A 21,615-nucleotide genomic window follows, 5' to 3' on the forward strand; every position below is an offset into this window, starting at 1 on the left:
ATGGGATCGCTGACACGGCGACCTCCTTGTAGCCCGTTTGGAAGCATGTCGGTGAAGAGGTGCATGGCTTCCGCATCACTTGCAACTCCGTTGCCGCCGAAGGCGCCGGCAGCCGCTGCAGGCCGCCCGGGGAAGGAGGGCAGTCCGCCCGCCCGCGCCGCCCGCGCCGACCGCAGGCATTGCCGACGGGCTCGAATCGTGGCCCGCCCTGGGGGTTCGGTCTGGCCAACGGTCCACTCTCACCCGTCGCCGACCATGCATCGCCCCGGCCCCGCCGGAGTCGAACCCGTACCCACCGACTCGTCGAGCGCCTCCCGCATCCGGTCCCTGGCCGGGCGGAGCGCAACATCGCGCTCTTCATGTACACGCGGCAGCAGGCGGACTGTGGTGACCGCTGTGTCTGGAAACCGGACGGAGGCGGGGGAACCGGGTGACTTCAGCAGTGTCTCCGCGAGCCTGGCGGCCAGGACCGTTGCCTGCCCAGCATCGAGCGGCAGCGTGCCCGTGGGCTTGCAGGGGCCGAGTCGTCCTGTGCTGCCTGCGGAACCCGGCCGGTGGAGTAAATGGGGCGCTGACCTCGTCTACTGGCACCGCAAGCGAGAGCGGTGGCGCATGATCGCCGAAGGTGCCCCCACCAGCGCGACCGCCGATTACCTGCACAACCTCTTCGAGCCCCGCCCACCGCGCGAGCGATCGCCGGTCTGGAGAAGGCCCTGGCAGCCGTCGGGCTCCTCGACGAAGCGCTCTCCCTCGACTTACGTCGGCCGCAGGACTACTTCGGACGCGTCTGGGCCACCGCCTTCCGGGGCCGGGAACTGGCCCACTCGAAGGCCCCGACGACGACGGTCTCGAGGGCGAGTACGGCACCGACGAGGACGAGGACGAGGACGAGGACGAGGAGATCGAGTAATGTCTGGTCCCGGTCCGACCGAGGCAGCCATCGCTGCCCGACGTCAGCAGACCACGGACAAGCTCCGCCAGGTCGAGAAGGCCATCGCACAGCTGCGGAGAGAACGCGTTCGGCTCGCAGTGCGGGCAATCGCTGAACGCGCGGAGGTGTCCGCCACGTTCCTCTATGAGAACGCGGAAGCCCGGGCTCTCGTCCAGCAGGCCGTTGCCGCCAGCAAGAGCCGTCACGACCGTCAAGCGGGTGAAAAGTACGACCGGATTGAGGCGACCTGGAGGGAGCGAGCCCACAACGCCGAGAGCGAGCTGACCCGCACCCAGGAGGAAGCGTTCGCCCAGCGGGAGCGGATCGGCGAGCTCATGGGACAGATCCGCGACTTCGACCAGATGGTCCCCGGTGAGTCCGTCCAGCACCTGGTCAGCAAGAACACGATCCTCGAGCATCGAGTCCAGCAACTGACCCAAGAGCATCGCAAGCTCCAGGAACGGCTCGAAGGAGCCCGCTCCGACCTCCGATTCTCAGACGAACGCATCGCTGCCCTCGAAGCCCAGCTCCTCGAACACCACCGGACCCGACCCGCCGGTTCTCCGCTGCGGGGCTTGTCAGCGTTCGTGTGAAAGTGCACAGCCCGGTACGTGGCTACGTGCTCACCCTCGTCCCCCTGGGAGGGTCTGTATCATGCCCGGGACTTCTTCGAGCCGTGACCGAGGGCCGATGCTCCTTGTAGTTCCCAGTAGCCGCTCGTCTCGATTCGGTGGCCTCACGCTTCCATATTGGGGTCATTCGGGCATGGGGAGGCCTTTTCGAGCCCGGCAGGTGGGATGACTGCAATACGCGACCCATTGCCTGGTCTTCCGGCATCTGGAGAGCCCTCTCACTCATAGCGCAACAGCCGGGATGGTTGGGGGCGGTCCTCCCGATCTGGAAGGACCGCCCCGCACTGCAGGCCACCGTCTCCTGTCAGGAAGCCTTCCCATGCTCTGCGACCACCGGTGCGATCCCCGTTCCCGCGCTGCGGCACGACCCCGGACAGGATCCGGACGAGGCTGCGTGACAGGCCACTAGTGGCGAATCAGAAGTTCGCCACTGCTTGTTCAGCCCTTCTGGAGCCACAGCCTGTAGCCGTCGCTGGTCGGGCGGCAGTCCCAGCTGTAGACGTTGGCGTGGTTGTCCCAGTACCACGCGCCGCGGTCGTCGCAGGTGGACTTATAGGTGAAGTATTGGTTCGTCGGCGACCAGTAGAGCGGGAGCGCGCTGGGCTCTGCTGCCGTGGGCGCCACGACGACCGACGCCGTGGCTGCCGGAGCGGCGGCAGCGGCGGGGGTTGCGGTGATCGCGAGTGCGAGCGCGGCGGCGGCCCCCACGCTTCCGAGGACGTTGCGAATGATGCGCATGCTGAACTCCTTGATCTGTAGGTTGCGTTGACCCGTGCGATTGCGTCTCACGTGTGAGGTGCTGGCCGGCTCCCCTGGTGTTTGCATCACCGAGTTGAGCGGCTGCCTGATTGTTAGGCAGGCCGTTGTGGCGGGTTAGCCGCTTCCGCGCCCACCGCACCACTCGGGGCTGCCGTCCCTACCATCGGATTCGAGCGCGGGTCCGCGCTATTCGATTCGGTCGTAGCCGAACCGAGGGTCCTGACACGGGGCGCCTGAACCGTTCACCAGACAGCGAAGAGGCTGTGTGCTAGGGGTGTTGCACGGCTGAGGACTTGCTCACGTGACGTTCACCGGCGAGCCGGCACCGACGGAGGAGCCAACGCTCGCCGTTGTCGTGCTGCAGCGATCGGATGCGTTGTTCGCCATGCGCGGTATGCCGACCGTCGGCGGGAAGTGGCGCTCCGACGGACAGAAATCGCCCAGGAACACAGGCAAATCGACTCGTCTCGGTCTGCCCTGAAACGAGCGCAACGTGAAGCATTCGGCTCAGGCGAATGAGGAGGTCGGTGCGCTGCGATTGCACTTCACCACGGAGGACCTGGCGCGCGTGAAGATCAATCTGCTGGGTCCGCTCGCGGAGACAACACTGAGCTTGTGGAACCTCCAGCGGCGGGACGGCAAGGCGCTGTTCCATGGCTGGCGCGCACGAGCCCACTCGTTACAGGAGATGGGCCGGACGCCGCGAGATTCCTCAGCTCGCCGGACGGTGGGCTGGTGGACCTGTTCACCCTGGTGGGCACTGCGGAGAGTACGGGTGAGGGCCTGGAGCGGCTGGTCAGTTCGCCACAAGGCCCTCTACGTGCGGAGTTCGCCGTACTTGGGGCAAGCAGGCGGCGGGCGCAGTGGCTGTCCGGGGTGATGGCGGCCGACCGGGGGGCAGTGGCCCCGTACCGGGGGCGCGTCCACCACCACCTGGACGGGGAGGTGGCGCGCCGAGGGCGCCTCATGATGCGGGGTGGGGTGACGGCGTTGCTGGAAAGCCTGTGCCCGATGGCCTTGTGGAATCCCCCCGCGCTGGAGATCCCGGACCAGCGGCCGCTCGTCCACCCGGCCACCGACTTCCACCTGGCGGGGCGCCCGCTGGTTCTGGCTGCGTCGGTGTTCTGCGGGCCGGTGCCGCAACTGTTCGCCGGCCAGGCAGGCGCCGTGGTCATGGTGTATCCGGCTCTGAGCAATCCGGTCGACGCGGTCGGTCTGTGGGATCTCTCCGCTAATGCACGCCGGGCCGATGCTCCGGTGCCACCGGCCCTGGCCGCGCTTCTCGGCCGTACCCGGGCGGTCGTGCTGTGTGTGATCGCCGACCATCCCGCGTGCACCACGACGCATCTGGCCCAGCGGGCGGGGATATCACCGGCCAGCGCCAGCGAGCACGCCACCACGCTGCGCAGCGCCGGACTGGCCGCCCTCACCCGCGAGCGGAAAGCTGCCCTTCACACGCTGACCCATCTCGGCCTCGCCCTGCTGAACACCAACGGTTTGGCTCCGGTCGGCACGTGAAGCGCGGACCCCGAGCCACCAGTGCCGTATCGGCACCTTGCGGGTTCGCGGGGTACGAGGAGCAATGCGGTTGTTACTGAGGTTGTGGGCGTGGTGTCGTCAGTGTGAGTCCGGTCCCGGTGAGGAATCCCTCGATGAAGTCCCACATGCGGCGGTCTTTGTGGACGTTCAAGCTGTCCCAGATGAGGACGATGGGTGCGCCGAGTTGCTGGTGGGCGGCGATGAGGAGGTCGCGGTACTCGGTCCAGGCGAAGCTCTTGCGGCCCCCGGCCCTGTGATCGGTGTGTCGTTTCGGCCGGTAGATCAGGCGGGAGCGTTCGCCGGGTTTGTAGCAGCACAGGGCGGCGGTGGAGAAGCGGCGCTGGGAGCGTCCGGGGACCCGGATGACGGGTGTGGTGCCGCGTCGGCTCCAGGTGCGGGAGGTCGGCGGCGTCACCGAGAATCCGGCCTCGTCTTCGAAGACGATCCAGGCTCCGAGCGCCGCCGCGGTGTTTCCACGTGCGGCCACACGTCCTTCACCCAGCCGGCCACCGCTTCCTCGTCCCGCTCGAGAGTCCGGCGCGCTGGAACCTGGTGGCTCCAGCCGTGTCTCCGCAGCATCTGCGAGATGCCTGACAGTGTCATCGACGTGTGGAACCGTCGGCCGATCAGGGTCTTGATCCTGGCCAGCGTCCACCGCTGGTCCGGCTATCCGTGAGCGACCGGGCTCTTGGCCGGCTCCTCCTCGAGCGCGGCGAACAGTGCGTCGCTCAGCTTCGGCTTGGACGCGGGGCCACAGGATCGAACCCCGTTCCGGCCGGCCGCCTTCCAGGCCTTCCGCCATCGCTGGACCGACCGGGGCTGACCCGTAACTCCTGCGCGATGTCCGTACTGCCCCGCCCGGCGGCGAACATCGCCACTGCTTCCATTCGGATCCGCTCACGGAAGACTTGCCTCTCCGCGGTCAGACCCCCACCCTGCGGATACCTCATACACCCGGCATACCGCGACGATCACCGATCGTCAGCCCCTACGACAGGACGACTTCAAGGTCAGTAGAGCTCTCGACCAGTGACCAGGCCACTCCACTTGCTGTGGTTGCCATGGGCTGGGCCGCAGCCGCTCAAACCGTCTCGTTTGGTTCACCGAGTCCGACTACAACAGATTGCCGCACCACGGTTGCGGCTGTGCACCGGCGGTCGGGGTGGTCGCGTCGGATCGCCGCGTGACCAGGGCCTTTCACCGGGTCCATCCCGGTGCTCTCGTGGCCGATACCTCAGTGCCGTCAGACCTCGGGTTCTGGCTCGACTTCTGGGGTGCCGCATCGGTGGCCAGAGGCTCTTGCATACAAGCTGGGAGAACTGGCAGGCCAGGTTCGACGCCAGGACAAGCACGCGGGGATTGGCTCCACAGAAGAGCCGGAGTCACAACTGGCGACCAGAGCCCCGCACTCCGCTTCGGCGTCCGGTTAGGTAGTCGCGGCTCGATCCGCGCCCACTGCACGTCGGCCAACGGTGTATTTGGGCCAAGGTGCAGGTGATCCAGACGAAACGATCTAGTTGTCTCCGACACCGGAACCGGGACGCGCCGAATCCACGTCGATCATCAGGACGACCTTGCGATATGCCGAGATGACACGACGGAGACCGCAGTATGCCTACCGCCGAAGACCATGCCAAGCCCGCACTTGCGGCCGGGGTGAACGACTATGACGGCTTTGCCGAGGCGTACTCGGCACTGAGCGAGACCAGTCTCCTGAACGCCTACTACGAGCGGCCCGCGATGCTGTCCCTCGCCGGGGACGTGGCCGGCCGCCGGATCCTCGACGCCGGCTGCGGCTCCGGCCCCCTGTTCGGTGCACTACGCGATCGGGGTGCTCTCGTCACCGGCCTCGACGCCAGCGCCGAAATGCTGGAGCTGGCACGGCAGCGGCTGGGTGCCGACGCGGCCCTGCATGTGGCCGACCTGGGTGACCCGCTGCCGTTCGCCGACGGTGAGTTCGATGACGTCCTGGCCTCGCTGGTGCTGCACTACGTGGAGGACTGGGGCCCGACCCTGGCCGAGATGCGGCGAGTACTCAGGCCCGGCGGTCGACTGATCGCGTCGGTGCAGCATCCTTTCGTGGACTACGCCATCCAGGACCCTCGGCCCGACTATCACGCGACCACCAGCTACACCCAGGAATGGACCGACCTGGTGGGGCAGAGCGCCCGGATGAGTTTCTGGCGCAGGCCGCTGCACGCGATGACTGACGCCTTCTCCGCCGCCGGTTTCCGTCTGGCCGTCATCAGCGAGCCACAGCCCGATCCGGCCGCCCGCGAGCTCTACCCCGACGACTTCCAACGCTTCTCGACCACGATGTGCTTCCTGTTCTTCGTTCTGGAGGTGCCCCCGGCTACCGGCTCGGCCGAGTAACGAGCACCCGCGGTCCGCTCAGGAGCCGCGTGCTCGCCCCGGCCGACTCCCGGCCACCACGCCAGAAATCGGACCGCCCGACCGTTCCTCCGAGCCGCGTTCGGGGGCTTCACGGAGGACGGGTGGTACTCGTGCAGCCGTTGGCGAAGAAGAGTTGCTGCCACCGCGCAACTCTGTGATGAACGCCTCGCCCTCGGTGGGAGTCCACTGCCACGGATACAGGCCGGTGAACTCGAACATCCGCTGCACCACGTGCAGCCGCGGGCCGATCGTCGAGACCCGCAGGAAACGGGCAGCCTGTTGCCTGGCTTACCCATCCTTCATCGCCTCGAACACTGCCGGTGCGGGGTCGCGGTGAGCGACATTACGCGCGAGAACAAGGCGCGCCGATCCAGGCGCTTCAAGAGCCACAAACGGTGTTGTATCAGCCGCAACAATGCACGGACCCGAGGCCCTGACCGGCAAGGACGACAGCAGTCAAAACGCGCAGAGTGTTGTGGCCGATGCAATTCATCCTGTTTGCAGCGGTCTGCCACAGGAGAACGCCGATGCGGTACATCCACAAGCCGGAGTCGAGTTGCTGGCGTTCGTAGAGCCGTACCCGCTCGATGGCCTGTCCGTCGGGGAGGATCAGGGCGATCGGGGCCGACGGAGAGGGATCTGACACAGTCAGGGCGGCGGGCCGGCAGCTCTTGCCGGGCCTGCTTGCAGGGCGCGCGGAGCGGTGACGCTGGGGCGCCGTACCTCGCGCAGGGAGATCCGCACCGTGCGCAGGGGCTGGTCCGAGTGGGTGCCCAAATGGCCACCTGCGGGCGGGGCTTGGCGGTGGTCTGTTTCGTTCATGCTGCTGCCTCCCCGTCGGCCGGTGCGGAGGTGTGGGTGCGGGCGGCTCGCCGGAGCTCGACGCCGCCGGCCCGCCAGGTGGCGGGGGCCGCCCAGTGGGGATGGGTGCACAGGTTTCCGGAGAGGGTGATCAGTCGGCGGCGCAGTGCGGTCGTGCCCGCCCCGGCCGGGGCCTGAGCGAGTTCGGTGTAGGTCTGCTCCCACGCCCTCTGGAGCGTGATCAGGTCCTCGGGGAAACGGAACGGTGGTCGCACACTCCAAGTAAAACATGTGTTCGATTTTCTTGGCGAGTGCTCCACTCCGGTCATCACGGTGTTGTGACTTAGCGTTTTAGTTGGCCGGTTAGCGGTCCAGTCGGCCGGTGTGAGCGTTGAATTTCGGCCGCAGGGTAGCGGTCGGCCCACTTTCGGTGACGAGCTCGGCGAAAGTGCGACGCGAAACGCCGACAGGCCTGTGTGCTGGCGCCATGGCTACCCCGCCTCCGCTGTGCCCACTCTCGTTGTCGGACCGGTCTGGTCCCACAACTGCTCCTTCGGCGAGCCCGCGGTCCTGTTCGAGGTTCCGGAAGCGGGCGACGTGCTGGGTACCGGGCCGGGTTGGCCACGGTGGTGGGTCGCCACGTGGCGGTCCGCACAGGGAGAGCGGAACGGGCTTCCGCTCCGGCAGCCCGTCTCCACCTCCAGCAGGTGCTGCTCCCGGATCCGGGCCGTGGCGAGATCGTGCTGGGAGGACGCCGCAGCGTCCCGATGCGCAAGGAGAAGGCGCCCGCCGGGCCAGCCACCAAGGAGTCCGGGTCCGGGTCGCGCTCGGGTGAGGGCGCCCGCGTACCGGTCGACCTGCCGGCCGCTGCCGAACCGGACCCTGCGCGCCTGGCGCGCCGAGACGGCGCGGGGGCACGCAGTAGCGGCGTACGTGGTCTTCCACGACGCGACGGTGCGGGATATCGCGACGCGGCTGCCCACCACGACGGAGGAGCTGGGCACCATCGGCGGCTTCGGCGAGGCCAAGCTCACGAAGTACGCCAAGGGAGTCATCGGCACCTTGGCGCAGTGCAGCGCCACGGTTCCCGCCCCTGCCTCGGCGCCCCCGGCCGTTTGCGTCGCTTCTGCCCCTGCCGCTCCGGCTCCCGCCGGTCCGGTTCATGCGGCGTCCCCGTCGGCGGCACGGCCTGCGGCGCCGGACGCCGAAGAGCCGCCCTTCGACCTGGACGAGATGCCCCCGGCTCCTGACGGCCACTCGGGAGCCCGCCGCCGACCGTGCTCGGGATGCAGCCTGCGCCGTTGAGGCGTTGCATGGTCAGTGAGGCCTCCTCCGCTCGGGGATCGACGTCCTCATGCTGCGGAGGCAGCCATGCTCACCATGCTCCGGATGCGGACCTGCGCCGTCGTCATCTTTGCGCTACTGAGCGTGAGCGGTGGTTACGCGTACGGCCTACCCCCAGTGACCAGCCAGGCGACGACGGACCAGCGCCTCGCCCCGACTCCACCGCCCGCGCCGTACCCCTCACCCGCGCGCAGGCGCTCAACCTGCTCGGCGCGGGCACCCCCGTCGCGGGCCGGTACGGCGGGTTCGAAATGCTGCGGCTGCCCACCATCCGATCGCAGTTCCCTGAGCTGGCCGAGAAGGCCGGACGCGAGCAGATGCCCTACCCCGGCTTCCTCGCCGAACTCCTGCTGGCGGAGTACGACGACCGGGCCCGCCGCCGCTCAGAGCGCCGCATCAAGGCCGCCGGATTCCCTCGCGACAAGTCGCTCCGCAAGCTCGACTTCGACGCAAACCCCAACATCGAAGCGGCTGTGATCCACACCCTCGCCAAATGCGAGTGGATCAAGAAGGGGCTGCCCCTCTGCCTCGTCGGGGACTCAGGCACCGGAAAGTCCCACCTGCTGATCGCGCTGGGCACCGACGCGGCGATGGCCGGCTTCGGGGTGAAGTACGTCCTGGCGACGAAGCTGGCCAACGAGCTCGTTGAAGCCGCCGATGCGAAGCAGCTCACCAAGACCATCGCCCGCTACGGTCGCGTAGACCTGCTCTGCATCGACGAACTCGGCTACATGGAACTCGACCGCCGCGGCGCCGAACTCCTCTTTCAGGTTCTGACCGAACGCGAGGAGAAGAACAGCGTCGCCATCGCCTCCAATGAGTCCTTCTCCGGCTGGACCAAGACCTTCACCGACCCCCGCCTCACCTTCGGCGGCAACATCATCGAAACCGGCACCGACTCCTACCGCCTGGCCACCACCCGAGCACACGCCGAGCAACAGCCCGTCCGCTGAACCGGCGGATCAGCACTCACTGAACGCTCCCAAGGGATCCGAAGACTCGCACCACCCACTGATCTATCCGGGCTGCGAAGTCACATGCTGAGGCGATGTCAAAAGCCGGAATAGGTCCGAAATCGTCAAGGCCGTCGAAGAAGTCCACGTCAGCCCAGCCGCCGCGAAACAGAACCACCTGCAACTCGGCCTCCGCCGAACCCGAGATCACCACACCGAGGGAATCGGGATCGGTCGCCCGAGCCCTGTCGGTCTCCAGAGGCTGGGGCCACTTCGCCTCTCCATCCCGCCAGGTCATCTCTCCGACCTCAAGGCCGGCCGACCTCCAGCGCTCAACTCGCTCGAGTAGCAGCACGGCCGCTTCGTCAAGATCAACAACTCTGTCCATGAAGGGATCATCCCTCATGGGCAGAGCTCAGCAGCCCGGAGCATGCAGCTGACCGATCGCGTGGCACAACAGCCCGATGTTCCTGCTTTTCGCCGACATCGCCAGGGCCACACGAGCTGGGGCGTTCCCCGGATCTGCCGACAGCCGTTCCCGCTGGTGACCTACGCGGCCAAGCGGTGAAGGCCACCGACGGTCACCCCCTCTTGGGCCGGATTCGCGGCGAGGGCAGCAAGAACGTGGACCTGAAAACCCTGCACCTGTACGCCGCCGCCCTCCTGGCCGACACCAACCTCGTCCTGCACCAGGCGCCCGCGATCCTCGATACCGGTGTCTGTGCGCAGATCCTCACCCGCACCGCCCGTGGTTCGGGGAGGGTTCAGGAGAGCCAGTCGGCATAGCGGGTGGGGGCGAGGTGGGCGTCCCTGTCGGTGAGGACGTCTCCCTTGACGACGGCGAACATGCCGGCGGCGGGGTCGGTGACGACGGTGCGGCCGTCGGACTTGTGGGACAGGGCGAGCCGGCCCAACTCGTCCAGGGAGAAGACCTCGGGTCCGGCGATTCTGCGAATACCCCCCAGCGGGGCGCCCGCAGCGACTTCTGCCACGGCGGCAGCCACGTCCCTGGAGGCGATCGGCTGGATCGGCGTGGCGGGCAGCCGGACGGTGTCGCCGTCGGCGGTCCAGGACAGGATCGCGTCGATGAACTCCATGAACTGCGTTGCGCGGACGATCGAGTAGGGGATCGGTCCGGCCGTGAGGATGTCTTCCTGGAGCGCCTTGGCCCGGTAGTAATCCAGTTCCGGCACCTGGTCCACGCCGACGATCGAGAGGATGACGAAGTGGCGTACGCCACCCTTTTCGCCTGCGGCCAGCAGGTTGTCCATCGAGGTCCGGAAGAAGGCCAGGGAGGCTTCGTCGAAGGTCGGGGAGTTCGTCAGGTTGACGATGACGTCGGCCCCCGCCACCGCGTCGTCCAGTCCCTGGCCGCTGATGACGTCGACTCCGGTGGACTGCGAGTGCGGCACCGCCTCGTGACCGGCGGCGTTCAGATTCGTGACGACCTGCGACCCGATCAGCCCGGTACCGCCCATGACCGCGAACTTCATGACATGCCTTCCGTCAGGAGGCGTGTCCGAAATGTGACACGCGATCCCTATTCTGGCGTCTGATGCAAGGTCAGGGCGGCATGTCCGGCCAACGGGTCGCGGCGTGCGCCTCCTGCCGCAGGCCGCATCCTGGCGAGTAGTCGGCAACCGCTGAGTCAGGCGCGTCTGTCGGCCCGGCGGGTATGGGTGTGCGCGGCCCCACCCACCGACTTCGGGGAGACGGGACGCAGGCGAGAAGCAGCCATGCGGTTCATGTGCCGCATGTTCTCTGCCGTATCCGCCAGTTCGGCGATCGAGGCGAAGGGCAGTGGGCCACGATGCGGAGATGGCCCCGGGGACCTGATCGGAGACCTGTGTATGGCGCGGTCGGCGCGTGGCATCGGGCCGGCGATGTCTGCTGCGCTTCACGAGACCAGGGCACGGCGCGGCAGACCATCCGCCGTTTCCACCGGCAACGGCATGTCCTGGAACGGAGGTGCAGGTGACTCATCGGCACCGGCGTGGCGACGTCCGCCCGTCGGCGCGCAGGATGGTGGTGGTGCAGTGTGCGCTTATACGCCGGCGGACCAGGCGCGCTGCCCGGGCTGCATCGAGCACGGCGCCGAGCCCGGCAGACCCCGATGCGGCATCCGCCCCGCGCGCGGCATCATCCGGGCCCAGAGCGACCGGCTGACCTGAACACCCTCGCCGCCGATCACGGCACCACCAGGCCCGTCATCCACATGGCCACCCGTGGCATCCACATCCGCCGCGTTGGTTCGTGGAGGGGTGCGGGTGAACCTCCGTGTGTCCGCTATGTCGGCGCCTGGATCGCGAGCTGCGTGTCCAGGTCGTAGACACGATATGGTCCGCTCGATAGTTCGAAGCCTTCCGGTCTGCCGGAAGGCTTCTCGCGTTCTCGAGGAGGATCAGATGGCAGACTTTGTTGTCCGCAGAGCGGGCGCCGAGGACCGAGACGTCCTGGAACGACTCTGGCCACTTTTCCTGCACGACCTGTCGGAGTTCTGGGGCGTCCTGCCGAACCCGGACGGAACATACCGCCGCGAGTGGCTGGAGTCGGCGATCGGCGATCCCACCTGGTCGGCCTATCTCGTATGGTCTGGTGACCGGCCGGTCGGCTTTGCGTTCGTACGCGCCCTGGACAGCGATGCGCGTGTGCTGAACAGCTTCTTCGTGGTGCGTGGGGCACGCCGGTCGGGCCTCGGGTTGCGAGCGGTGCAGGCCGTCCTGGCGGCGCACCCCGGCCGATGGGAGATCGCTTTTCAGGAGGAGAACACGGGCGCGGCACGCTTCTGGCGTCACGTCGCTTCCGAAGTTGCCGGCGAGGCCTGGACCGAGGAGCGGCGACCGGTGCCCGGGAAGCCCGAGCTGCCGGGGAACACATGGGTTGCCTTCGAGGCGCGGTAGCCCTCCTGTGCGCGTCCACGACTGGACCACCAGCCGCACCGCCCGGATCCCCGCCGCCGTCTGAGGGCTGGGCCACCGCGCACCCCCAGGGAGCTACCGGGCCAGGGCAGGACGGCTCCTGGAGGCATGCGGCTATCGGCCCGGCGCCGAAATCACCCCCGGCATCCGCTGCTCCACCCGCCGAACCCGCCGGACCCTCACCCCCGCCGCCCAGGCGGAAGCCACCGCCCACGGCTTCCGCACCGAGCTGCAGAAGATGGCCGCAAGCGTGCGCACCGCCACAGGCGTCACCCTGCACCCCGAACCCGTACGCGAGTGACTGCCCACGCAAAGGTCATCAAGGCTGGTACGTCCTCCCCGAGCTACTCAGCACATGCCCACCTCGGTAACTCCGACAGTTGGGCCACTGCTGGATGCCTGCCGGGGCCGTCCCTGCCACCGGTACGTGGCCCAAGCTTCATACCGGCACAGGCGGCTCAGGCCGCCCAGGTGGGTTCGGCGGTGGAGCCTGCGGGGTCGGCGGGGATCGGCCGGATCACGGCCTCCCGGGCGGGGCAGTGGCGTGCGGTCAGCCGTGCTGCCCACGCGCGCCCGGTACGCCCAGTACGGTCCGGAACTGTTCGAGCGCCACACCGACGCGGCCCGTCGCCAGGTAGGCGTGGCCCAGCCGCGAGCGGATGTCCATCTCCAGCCAGTCGTAGGCGGGTTCGGTGAGCGGGGACAACAGATGATGCTGGATCAGGGCTTGGTGATGGAGGGCCACGGCCGCCGCCGAGTCGCCCACGCCCAGCTCTGCTGTGCCCAGCCGGGTCAGTCCCCGTGCGCAGAGGAAGACGTCCCCGGCCTCCTCGACCAGGGGGACCGCCTGGCGCAGCAGGGCCTTGGCCTCGGCGTACCGGCCGAGACGGAGGTGGATGTCGGCAGCGAAACTCAGGACCCTGCCGAGCAAGCGCGGTCTGCCGCTCCGATCGGCGTGGGTACGGGCCTCGGCGAATCCGGCCAGTGCCTCCTCGTTCCGGCCCTCCAGCTGGTGGGCGAGGCCCTGGATGACGAACCCGATCGAGGCGATCCAGTCGTTGTGCGGCGGCCGGGACGCGGCCAGTCCCTCGGCGACATCGACGATCGCCCGGTCCCCCTCGCCGACGCTGATGTCGACGGACGCCAGCCCGATGAGGGCCCGGGTCTCTTCGGCATGGTCGCAGTCGCGCCGGCTGAGGCGGAGCGCCTCGGTGAACAAGGTCCGCGACTGCGCGTACCGGCGCTGGAACACGCCCGTGTAGGCGAGGCAGTTGCGCAGGGCGAGGGCCATCCTGGGGTCGGTGGCCCCGTTCACGTGCGCGAGCGCGATCTCGAGAGCGGTCTGGGACTCGTGGTAGCGGCCCTGCCGGGTGAAGTAGTCGACCAGCGCCTCGGCGATCCAGCACGCGAGGTCGACCTCGCCGTGGGCCACCGCGTGTCCGACGACGTCGACGAGCTCTCCGCCGGCCGCGTCCAGCCAGCTCTCCGCGTCCTTCCAGTGTGCGAACAGGGCTCCGGAGGGCTGGGGGCCGGTCGGGAAACCGGTCGCGAGGCCCCAGTCACTGGAGATCCGGGCGGCGTCCAGGTAGAGGCGCAGCGCGGCCGTACGCGCGCCGGCGGCCTCGTCGGGCAGGGCTTCCGCGAGGCGCCGCGCGTGCACGCGCACCAGATCGTGCAAGCGGTAGCGGCCCGGACGCGGCTGTTGCAGAAGGCTCGCGTCGACCAGGCTCTCCAGGATCCGCTCGGTGTCGTGGAGCGGCCGGCCGAGCATGGCCGCCGGCGCCAGCACGTCGAACTCGACCGTCGGCGTCTGGCCCAGGGCGCGGAATCCGAGCTGCTGATCGGGTGCGAGCTGGTCGTACGACAGCTGGAAGGCCGCCTCGACGCTGCGGTCCCCGATGCTCAGTTCGCCGAGCCGGCGTTCGTCGCCCGCCATACGGCCCACCAGGTACTCCACCGTCCAGGTGCGGCGGTTCTGCAGCCGCGACCCGGCGATGCGCAGTGCCAGGGGCAGCCCGTCGCACAGTCCGACCAGCCGACGCGTCGCCTCCGGCTCGCGGCCCGCGCGCTCCTCTCCGATGAGGTGCGTGAGCAGTCGCACCGCACCCCCGCCCCGCAGCGGCTCCAGCGTGACCCGCCCATCGGCGTCCAGTTCGGGCAGCCGTCGGCGGCCGGCCACCAACACCCTGCTGCCCGCTCCTGCGGGCAGCAGGGGTCGCACCTGGTCCGCGTCCAGGACGTCGTCCAGCACGAGGAGCAGCCGCAGCGGGCTGGTCGCCGCGCGCCAGGCGGCGGTGAGTTCCTCAAGGTCGCTCGGCAACTCGCCCTTGGCCGCGCCCAGGGAGCGCAGCAGGCGCTGCAGTGCCTGTTCGGGAGTCTGCCGCCGCTGCGTGCTGTGCGCGCGCAGGTCCACGAACAGGCTGCCGTCCGGGTAATGGTCGCTGAGCTCACGGGCGGCGCGTACGACGAGCGCGGTCTTGCCGACACCGGCCGTACCGTCCACCGTCAGGACCGACAGGGATCCGGGGGCGTAGGCCGCGGTCAGCCGGGCGAGTTCGTCCTCCCGGCCGACGAGGCGGCCGGCGTCGCCCGGCAGTTCATTGACGGTGCGGCGGGTCCGGGGCCGGGCGGGTGGTGCGGTGGCCCGGGTGGCGGCGGGACCGAGCAGGTGTGCGTCGTCGCGGCGCAGCACCGCTTCGTACAGCCGCTGGAGTTCCTCCCCCGGATCGACGCCGAGCTCGTCACGCAGCCGTACGCGCATGCCCTGATAGGCGTTCAGGGCCTCCGCCTGGCGTTGACAGCCGTACAGGGCCCGCATCCGAAGCGCCAGCAGCGACTCGTCGTGCCGGTCGGCCGGGGACAGGACCGTGAGGTCGTCAAGGGCGTCGCCGAACCGGCCGAGCAGGACCAGGCACTCGAGCCGCTCCAGCCGCAGCCCCCGCCGGCGCTCCCGGAGCCGCTCCCGCTCGGCCTGCGCGAACAGCCCCGGCACGCCGGCGAGGGGCTCGCCCCGGAACAGGGCGAGCGCCGAGGACAACTGGTCGACGGCCCCGGCCAGCTCGCCGGACGCCTTCGTACGCCGCGCCTCGGCGCCCCGTTCGGCCAGCTCCGCCACATCGAGCCGGACCCTGTCGACAACGAAGCGGTACCAACCCTTTCCGCTGCGGATCACCGACTCCGAAGGGCGGGTGCCCTCCGCATCGAGCGCCCGGCGCAGCGGATTGACGTGACTGGCCAGCACTTTGTGACCGGACGCGGGCGGCTCCGCCCCCCACACCCCGTGCATCAGCTGCTCATGGCTCACCACGGTTCCCCGGCTGAGCAGCAACGCGGCAAGCACGGCCTGCCGCTTGACGGGCCCCAGATCCAGCGGATCTCCGCCCCGGCACGCCCGTAACGGCCCGAGCACCGCGATCCGGAGCTGCCCGGGAGCTGCGCTGTCCATGGAGAGGCCCCGCTTTCGCACATCATCGGAATTTCATCTGCCCTGCAGCGTGTCCGGTCATGGTTGCAGAGATGTGAGGGAGAACGGCCGACAAGCCGGGGAGCGCAAGGGGCACGGTGTGATCGAGTTGACGAGCGTGATCAGGGACCTACGGGTGGAGCTGGGCCGGGCGATCGTCGCGGCGGAGGGCGAGTCGCTGCACTTCGAGCTGGGACCGATCGAGCTGGAACTGTCGGTCGCGTTGGAGCGGTCCGGGCAGGCGGGGGCGAAGGTACGGTTCTGGGTGATGGAGTCCGGTGCGGAGGCGGCGGTGAACTCCGTCTCGGTCCAGCGCATCTCGCTGGCGCTGCAGCCGGCCCTGGCGGGGCGGGACCGACCGCCGTTCATCTCCGGCCGCGCAGACGCACACGAGCAGTGAGCGCCGTCGTGGGCGGGCCGGCGGAGCCGGACGGGCTCGACCGGCGCAGGGCGGTCCAGGTCATCACCACCTGCGGCACGGGGCCCGGAGGGCGCGGGTCGGGCTACCAGGTGGCGGGGAACGTGGTGCTCACCGCCGCGCACGTGGTGTGCGGAGCGGAGACGGTGCGGGTGCGCTTCCTCACCGAGGACGGCGGCACGTACGAGGTTCAGGGCGAACCGCTCTGGGCGAACTCCGCCGTGGACATCGCGCTGATCGCCCTCGCAGACACAACCGTCGGCGGATCGGGCACGGACAGCGCCGCTGGCGTCGCGGCCGCGCCGGTCCGTTTCGCCCGTGTGGCGAAGCCGGTGGAGTGCGAGGCGCTGGGGTTCCCGAGGTTCAGACTGCGGACCGGGACCGGGACCGGGACCAGGACCGGGACCGGGACCAGGCCGCCGGACGGCGGCGCGGCCGTGCTGTACCGGGACTCCCACCACGCGCGGGGGGAGGCCACCCCGTTGTCGAACCAGCGCGAGGGCAGCCTGGAAATTACCCTGAACTCCTCCCCGGAACACGACCCCGAGCGGAGCCGTTCGCCCTGGGAGGGCATGTCGGGGGCCCCGGTATGGAGCAGCGGGTGCGTGATCGGGCTCATCACCAAGCACTACCGCTCCGACGGGCTCGGCACGCTCGCGGCGAGCCCGGTGGACCGCTGGTACCGGCAGGTGAGCCCGCAGCAGCTCGGCGAGCTGAGCTCACTGATCGGGCTGCCCGCGCATCCGCGCGGACTGGAGGAGCTTCCCCGCAGACCGCCGCTCCCCGGTGTGACGGACCTGCGGGAGGCCGCCGGGCTGCTCGCCACCAGGGTGGCCGGACAATGGCGGAAGGAGGAACGGCGGCGGCGTGTGCACGACCCGTTCCCGCTCCCCGTGCGCTTCCGAAATGCCGATGCACGCCTGCTCGACCACTGGGCCAAGATCATGGCCGCCGCACCCGGGACGGATCCGGCGCCGCTCGCACTGACCGGCAGCACCGACCGCATCGTGGAGGTGTACCGGTCCGTCCCGTCGGGCCGGCTGGTGGTGCTCGGCGAGGCCGGGGCGGGCAAGACGATCCTGACCCTGCGCTTCGTCCTCGACCGGCTGGCCGCCCGAATGCCGGACGAGCCCGTACCGGTGATCTTCAGCCTGGGGTCATGGAACCCGACCACCGTCTCCCTGCGCGACTGGATGTGCGACCGGCTGATACGCGACCACGGCCTCGCCGGCCCCGCCGCCCACGGGGGAAATCTGGCCGGCGCACTGGTCGACACCGGCTGGATCCTGCCCGTCATGGACGGATTCGACGAAATCGCCGAGGGCCTGCGACGCCCAGCGCTCGAAGAGCTCGACCGCACCACCACCCCGCTGCTCCTCACCAGCCGGACCAAGGAGTACGCCGAGGCCGTGGAGGCCCGGCCGCTGCCGAAGGCCGCCGTCGTCGAGCTGGACGACCTGACCTTGGACGACATCGCCCTCTATCTGCCCCTCACCAGCCGTCCGGGCGTCGACGGAGGTACGCACGGCACGGTGTGGGAACCCGTCCTGGACGGGCTGCGCCGGCAACAGCGGACCCCGGGCGCGGAGAACCTGGCCAGGGTGCTCGTCACCCCGCTGATGGTCGCCATGGCCCGCGCCGTCTACAGCGACGCCACCGGGCCCGACCCTGCACGACTCCTGGACACCACCGAGTTCGCCGGCCCGGAGGCCCTGCAGAGGCATCTGCTGGCCGCGTTCACCCCGGCCGCCTACGAGCCCACGCCCACCGAACGCGGCAGCCGCCGCCGCAGGCTGGACTGGAACCCCGAGCGAGCGCAGCAGTGGCTCGGCTACCTCGCCGCGCACCTGGACCAGCTCGGCAGGGCGGCCACGGGCGTTCCGGCACGTGACCTCGCCTGGTGGCAGCTGGGCAGCACGATGAGCCGTTCCACGCGGATGCTCGTGATCGGATTCCTGGCGGCACTGGCCCTCGGGGTGACGACCGCCGTCGGCAACGTTCCCGTGGACTTGGTCGCGACGTCGTTCGGGCTCGGGTTCGCGCTCGTGCGGGGACTCGTGGTCGGGCTCCTGCACGCGCTCGTGAACGGGCTGTTCTTCGGGCTCCTCTACGGATTCGTGTCGCGGGGCGAGGCAGAGCCGGCCCGCGTACGCGTCCAGGTCTTCGGCAGGACCGGGCGCAGGCGTACGGAAGTCCTCCCCAGGTTCCGGCTGGGGCTCGGGTGCGGGGTCCTGGCGGCGCTCGCGCTCCTGTTCACGGACAGGTTCGTCGTCGACTCCCTGGGACTCTCGGACGGCCTGGACGGCGGGCTCGCGGGGGCCCTCGTGTTCGTACCCGGGCTCGGACTCGGGGCCGGGTCGGTGCTCGGGCTGCTGGCCTGGCTGGAGGTCCCCCTCGACGTCCGGTCCGGTGTCAGTTCCTCGGAGCTGCTCGGCCAGGACCGCAGGAACGTGCTCTTCCATCTGCTGGTGTGGGCGCTCGTGTTCGGGACGGGAGCCGGTTGTGCCAACGCGGTCACGGCCGGGCCCGTGTGGGGGCTGCTGGTGGGGCTCGCGTTCGGGATCGAAGCCGCATTCGCGGGCGGACTCGCGTACGGGCTCGCCTTCACCGCGTGGGGCCAGTGGGTGGCCCTCGGGCGCATCTGGCTGCCGCTCACGGGGAAGTTGCCCTGGCGGCTGATCGCCTTCCTCGACGACGCCTGCGAGCGGGACGTCCTGCGCCAGGCCGGCGCGGTCTACCAGTTCCGTCACGCCCAACTCCAGGACCATCTGGCCCGGGCCTTTCTGGCCGGCGGCGCAGGCGGCGGCCCCGCGACCACCGGCACCACGGCCGACGCGGCCCCGAGAGCGGCCGGTCCCACGCCCGCCGACATCGTCACCGGCCGACCGACCCGGTGACGGGCAGAACACGGTGGTGACCCGCCCATCCCGCCCCGAGACGCATTCCTCCGAAGCTCCGAGAACTCACAACAACCTGATGGGGATCAACATGAGAAACGGCACGCACGCCCAGAACCCTCCGAAGCCACGCGGCTCGCTTGGACGGTTGGTGGCTGCGGCGGCTGCGGGCGGGGCGTTGACACTCCCCGCAACCGGACCCGCGGCCGCGGACCCGGTGTCACTCACCCTGCGGTACACGTGCTCGACCACCTTGATCGGGAACCTGCCGGTCACGGTACGGATCCACGCGGACATCCCTGACTCGGTCGAGGTCGGAACGCCTACCCGGAGCTTTCCCGTCAGCGCTGCGGTCCCGGTACCCGCGGATGCCGCGATGGTGCTGGCCGGCATCGGGGTGACGGACATCGAGGGCACGGTGGAGACACGGGTGAGCGTGACGGCCCCGGAGGGGGAGAGCCGGGTGAACGTGCCGGTCCGCGTAAAGGCCGGTGTCCCGGCGGCTGGTCCCTTCCACATCGAGGCCTCGGGTTCCGCCCCGACGCTGACCTTCAAGCAGGCCGGCAGCGCGCGGATCACCGTCGACGACCTCGTCGCGCACCTCGCCCTCAAGAACGCGAGGGGCGATGCCGTCCACCCGGGCGAGATCACCGCCCGGTGCACGCCGGACCCCGGACAGAACAACGTCCTGACCCCGTTCCGCATCACGGACCCCCGTCCCGGCCGAAATCCCGATCCCGACTCCGGTCCCACGCCCGCGTCCACCCCCGATCCGGGTCCGGGCGCTGACACGGACACGGACACGGACCGGACCGCGCCCGGGGCAGCAAGCCCTGCCGGTCCGCCCCCAGCCACCGTTGCACCGACAACCACCCGAACCACGCCGGATGCCCCGGCCTCCATACCGCAGGACGCCCTCCCCGAGACCGGCGCCGACCCCGGCTTGCGCCTGCTCGGCTGCACGGGCCTGCTGTCGGCCGCTGGTGCTGCCGCCCTCTTCGTCACACGCAGACATCGGCGCCGCCCGCACGGCCACCTCCCTCCCACGTGACCTCCTGTGCTCCGGTCACGGAAGCCTCCGGACAGACCTCCCTCGGGGCAGGGCACCCCTCACTTGGGCCGAACTCCCTCGATGCGGCCGAACGCGCACTCGCCGCCCTCGATCCCCTCGGCTTCGACATCGAGGTCATGAGCGCCGTCGACAACACGCTGCAGGCCTTCGTCCGCGGCTGCGCCATCGGCGAGCTCGCCCAACAGGAAGCCGTCCGACGCTCCGGAGCCGGCACCGGGGAATGGATGGACGCCCACGCGCCCTACCTCGACAAAGTCGTCAAGGCCGGGCGCGGGTTCGAACCGGGACGGGAACGATTCCTCGACGGATGGGAAGCCGGCCTCCCCGCGCGGCCCCTGACGATCCGGCAGCAGCAACCGGGGGTTCGTCGGGGAACTCTCCACCGCCTGGCAGAGTCCGGCAGTCAGGAGGCCACGGTCAGCACGATCTTGCCCTGGAGGTGGCCCTGCGCGGCTCGCGTGTGTGCGCTGCCCGCCTCGGGCAGCGGATAGGTGCTGTCCACCCCGACCCGGAGCGTGCCCTCGTCGAACAGGCGCCCGATCTCGGCGAGCTGAGGACCATTGGAACGCACCTGGGTGTCCGAGACCGTGATACCCAGACGTGCCGTCACTTCCGGGTCGTACTGGGCGAAGAACACCGGAAGCATGGTGCCGCCGCGCTTGAGCACGGTCAGGAAGCGTGAGCTGTCCGGGCCGCCGACGGTGTCGATCACCAGGTCGACACCGCTGACCGTGTCCGCGGCCCGCGCCCTGGTGTAGTCGATGAATTCATCGGCGCCGAGCTTGCGCAGGAACTGCTCGTGCCGGCCCGAGGCCACCGCGATCACGTGTGCCCCCTTCCATTTCGCCAGCTGCACCGCGAAGTGCCCCACTCCACCGGCGGCCCCGTTGACCAGCACGGTCATCCCCGGCGTGATCGGCACCGGCCGGTGCACCTGGCCGGTGAAGGGAGACGGCGCGTCATGGCCGAGATCAACCAGGTACTGCCAGGCCGTGAGCACGGCCATCGGCGCCCCGGCCGCCTGCACGTGGTCGATACCGGCCGGCTTGTGGGCCAGGTCCGAAGCCGGCGCGGCCACGTACTCGGCGTAGGTCCGGCCGCCGAATCCGGGGAACCGCAGCATGCCGAAGACCTCGTCGCCGACGGCGAACCCCTGCACGTCCGGGGAGACTTCCTGGACCACGCCCGACATGTCCGTTCCGGGGATCAGGGGGAACTCCAGTGCCGGCCTCATTTCGGCCGGGACGACCTTCATCCCCTCACGCAGGTACCAGTCCGGCGGGTTGATGCCCGCCGCGTGCACCCGGACGAGCACCTCGCCCGGGCCGATCCCGGGAACCGGCACCTCGTCGTAGTGCAAAACTTCCGGCCCGCCCGCTTCGTGGAACTGGATCGCCTTCATCGCGCCTGTCTCTTTCTCGGGGAAACGTTGCTCCTCCAGTCAAGGCCCAGGACGGTACGGCCGTCCAAGACCGGTTCGGCAACCGGTCATTC

18 protein-coding genes and 1 pseudogene are annotated in these 21,615 nt (G+C 69.6%); 12 read left to right on the plus strand and 7 right to left on the minus strand.

Features of this window, described 5'->3' with window-relative positions:
- Positions 1 to 909 precede the first annotated feature (909 nt).
- Complete coding sequence (locus ACXNSR_RS38720; RefSeq protein WP_458640025.1) at positions 910 to 1,524, plus strand: DUF6262 family protein; 615 nt, start codon at positions 910 to 912, stop codon at positions 1,522 to 1,524.
- 477 nt (positions 1,525 to 2,001) lie between these two features.
- On the opposite strand, the gene ACXNSR_RS38725 is transcribed toward ACXNSR_RS38720, so the two are convergent.
- A complete protein-coding gene (locus tag ACXNSR_RS38725; protein WP_458640026.1) occupies positions 2,002 to 2,301 on the minus strand; it encodes a hypothetical protein in 300 nt (99 codons plus the stop codon).
- A gap of 322 nt (positions 2,302 to 2,623) precedes the next feature.
- On the opposite strand from ACXNSR_RS38725, the gene ACXNSR_RS38730 reads away from it, so the two are divergent.
- Together ACXNSR_RS38730 and ACXNSR_RS38735 are read left to right on the plus strand one after the other, a co-directional pair.
- Positions 2,624 to 2,803: a hypothetical protein gene (locus ACXNSR_RS38730; RefSeq protein ID WP_458640027.1), complete on the plus strand. Its 180-nt coding sequence runs from the start codon at positions 2,624 to 2,626 to the stop codon at positions 2,801 to 2,803.
- Between the two features lie 254 nt (positions 2,804 to 3,057).
- Complete coding sequence (locus ACXNSR_RS38735) at positions 3,058 to 3,840, plus strand: winged helix-turn-helix domain-containing protein (protein ID WP_458640028.1); 783 nt, start codon at positions 3,058 to 3,060, stop codon at positions 3,838 to 3,840.
- A 133-nt stretch (positions 3,841 to 3,973) separates the two neighbouring features.
- Here the strand turns inward: ACXNSR_RS38735 and ACXNSR_RS38740 are convergent.
- A pseudogene (locus ACXNSR_RS38740) lies at positions 3,974 to 4,811 on the minus strand (IS630 family transposase); the annotation flags it as partial.
- 661 nt (positions 4,812 to 5,472) lie between these two features.
- Here ACXNSR_RS38740 and ACXNSR_RS38745 point away from each other — a divergent pair.
- A complete protein-coding gene (locus tag ACXNSR_RS38745) occupies positions 5,473 to 6,234 on the plus strand; it encodes a class I SAM-dependent methyltransferase (protein WP_458640029.1) in 762 nt (253 codons plus the stop codon).
- 839 nt (positions 6,235 to 7,073) lie between these two features.
- On the opposite strand, the gene ACXNSR_RS38750 is transcribed toward ACXNSR_RS38745, so the two are convergent.
- The gene (locus ACXNSR_RS38750; protein ID WP_458640030.1) at positions 7,074 to 7,331 is read right to left on the minus strand and encodes a hypothetical protein; all 258 of its coding nucleotides are present in this window, start codon (positions 7,329 to 7,331) and stop codon (positions 7,074 to 7,076) included.
- A 556-nt stretch (positions 7,332 to 7,887) separates the two neighbouring features.
- Here ACXNSR_RS38750 and ACXNSR_RS38755 point away from each other — a divergent pair.
- A complete protein-coding gene (locus tag ACXNSR_RS38755; protein WP_458640031.1) occupies positions 7,888 to 8,361 on the plus strand; it encodes an HRDC domain-containing protein in 474 nt (157 codons plus the stop codon).
- Positions 8,362 to 8,603: 242 nt separating this feature from the next.
- The gene (gene istB / locus ACXNSR_RS38760) at positions 8,604 to 9,353 is read left to right on the plus strand and encodes an IS21-like element helper ATPase IstB (RefSeq protein ID WP_458643506.1); all 750 of its coding nucleotides are present in this window, start codon (positions 8,604 to 8,606) and stop codon (positions 9,351 to 9,353) included.
- A gap of 16 nt (positions 9,354 to 9,369) precedes the next feature.
- On the opposite strand, the gene ACXNSR_RS38765 is transcribed toward istB, so the two are convergent.
- Positions 9,370 to 9,741, minus strand: coding sequence for a hypothetical protein (locus ACXNSR_RS38765; RefSeq protein WP_458640032.1), 372 nt, complete (start codon positions 9,739 to 9,741; stop codon positions 9,370 to 9,372).
- A gap of 176 nt (positions 9,742 to 9,917) precedes the next feature.
- Here ACXNSR_RS38765 and ACXNSR_RS38770 point away from each other — a divergent pair, with 176 nt between their 5' ends.
- A complete protein-coding gene (locus ACXNSR_RS38770) occupies positions 9,918 to 10,139 on the plus strand; it encodes a hypothetical protein (protein ID WP_458640033.1) in 222 nt (73 codons plus the stop codon).
- Here the strand turns inward: ACXNSR_RS38770 and ACXNSR_RS38775 are convergent.
- Positions 10,118 to 10,846, minus strand: a complete 729-nt coding sequence (locus tag ACXNSR_RS38775; protein WP_458640034.1) for an SDR family oxidoreductase — start codon at positions 10,844 to 10,846, stop codon at positions 10,118 to 10,120. The two genes, ACXNSR_RS38770 and ACXNSR_RS38775, sit on opposite strands and share 22 nt — an antisense overlap.
- A gap of 912 nt (positions 10,847 to 11,758) precedes the next feature.
- Here ACXNSR_RS38775 and ACXNSR_RS38780 point away from each other — a divergent pair.
- Entirely contained in the window at positions 11,759 to 12,253 is a 495-nt protein-coding gene (locus tag ACXNSR_RS38780) for a GNAT family N-acetyltransferase (RefSeq protein WP_458640035.1), read from the plus strand.
- A gap of 568 nt (positions 12,254 to 12,821) precedes the next feature.
- Here the strand turns inward: ACXNSR_RS38780 and ACXNSR_RS38785 are convergent.
- Entirely contained in the window at positions 12,822 to 15,716 is a 2,895-nt protein-coding gene (locus ACXNSR_RS38785) for an AfsR/SARP family transcriptional regulator (protein WP_458640036.1), read from the minus strand.
- Positions 15,717 to 15,834: 118 nt separating this feature from the next.
- Between ACXNSR_RS38785 and ACXNSR_RS38790 the strand changes: the two genes are divergently transcribed.
- The 4 genes from ACXNSR_RS38790 to ACXNSR_RS38805 all read left to right on the plus strand — a co-directional run bounded on the left by ACXNSR_RS38790 (position 15,835) and on the right by ACXNSR_RS38805 (position 20,612).
- Entirely contained in the window at positions 15,835 to 16,134 is a 300-nt protein-coding gene (locus ACXNSR_RS38790) for a trypco2 family protein (protein WP_458640037.1), read from the plus strand.
- On the plus strand, positions 16,131 to 19,049 hold the full coding sequence (locus tag ACXNSR_RS38795; RefSeq protein WP_458640038.1) for a trypsin-like peptidase domain-containing protein: 2,919 nt from the start codon (positions 16,131 to 16,133) through the stop codon (positions 19,047 to 19,049). The genes ACXNSR_RS38790 and ACXNSR_RS38795 overlap by 4 nt, the downstream gene beginning before the upstream one ends.
- 91 nt (positions 19,050 to 19,140) lie before the next feature.
- Complete coding sequence (locus ACXNSR_RS38800) at positions 19,141 to 20,100, plus strand: DUF6801 domain-containing protein (protein ID WP_458640039.1); 960 nt, start codon at positions 19,141 to 19,143, stop codon at positions 20,098 to 20,100.
- Positions 20,097 to 20,612: a TetR/AcrR family transcriptional regulator C-terminal domain-containing protein gene (locus ACXNSR_RS38805; RefSeq protein ID WP_458640040.1), complete on the plus strand. Its 516-nt coding sequence runs from the start codon at positions 20,097 to 20,099 to the stop codon at positions 20,610 to 20,612. Before ACXNSR_RS38800 ends, ACXNSR_RS38805 begins: the two co-directional genes overlap by 4 nt.
- On the opposite strand, the gene ACXNSR_RS38810 is transcribed toward ACXNSR_RS38805, so the two are convergent.
- Positions 20,525 to 21,523: an NADP-dependent oxidoreductase gene (locus tag ACXNSR_RS38810; protein WP_458640041.1), complete on the minus strand. Its 999-nt coding sequence runs from the start codon at positions 21,521 to 21,523 to the stop codon at positions 20,525 to 20,527. The genes ACXNSR_RS38805 and ACXNSR_RS38810 overlap by 88 nt on opposite strands.
- Positions 21,524 to 21,615: the final 92 nt, after the last annotated feature.

Source organism: Streptomyces sp. NC-S4 (assembly GCF_054353315.1).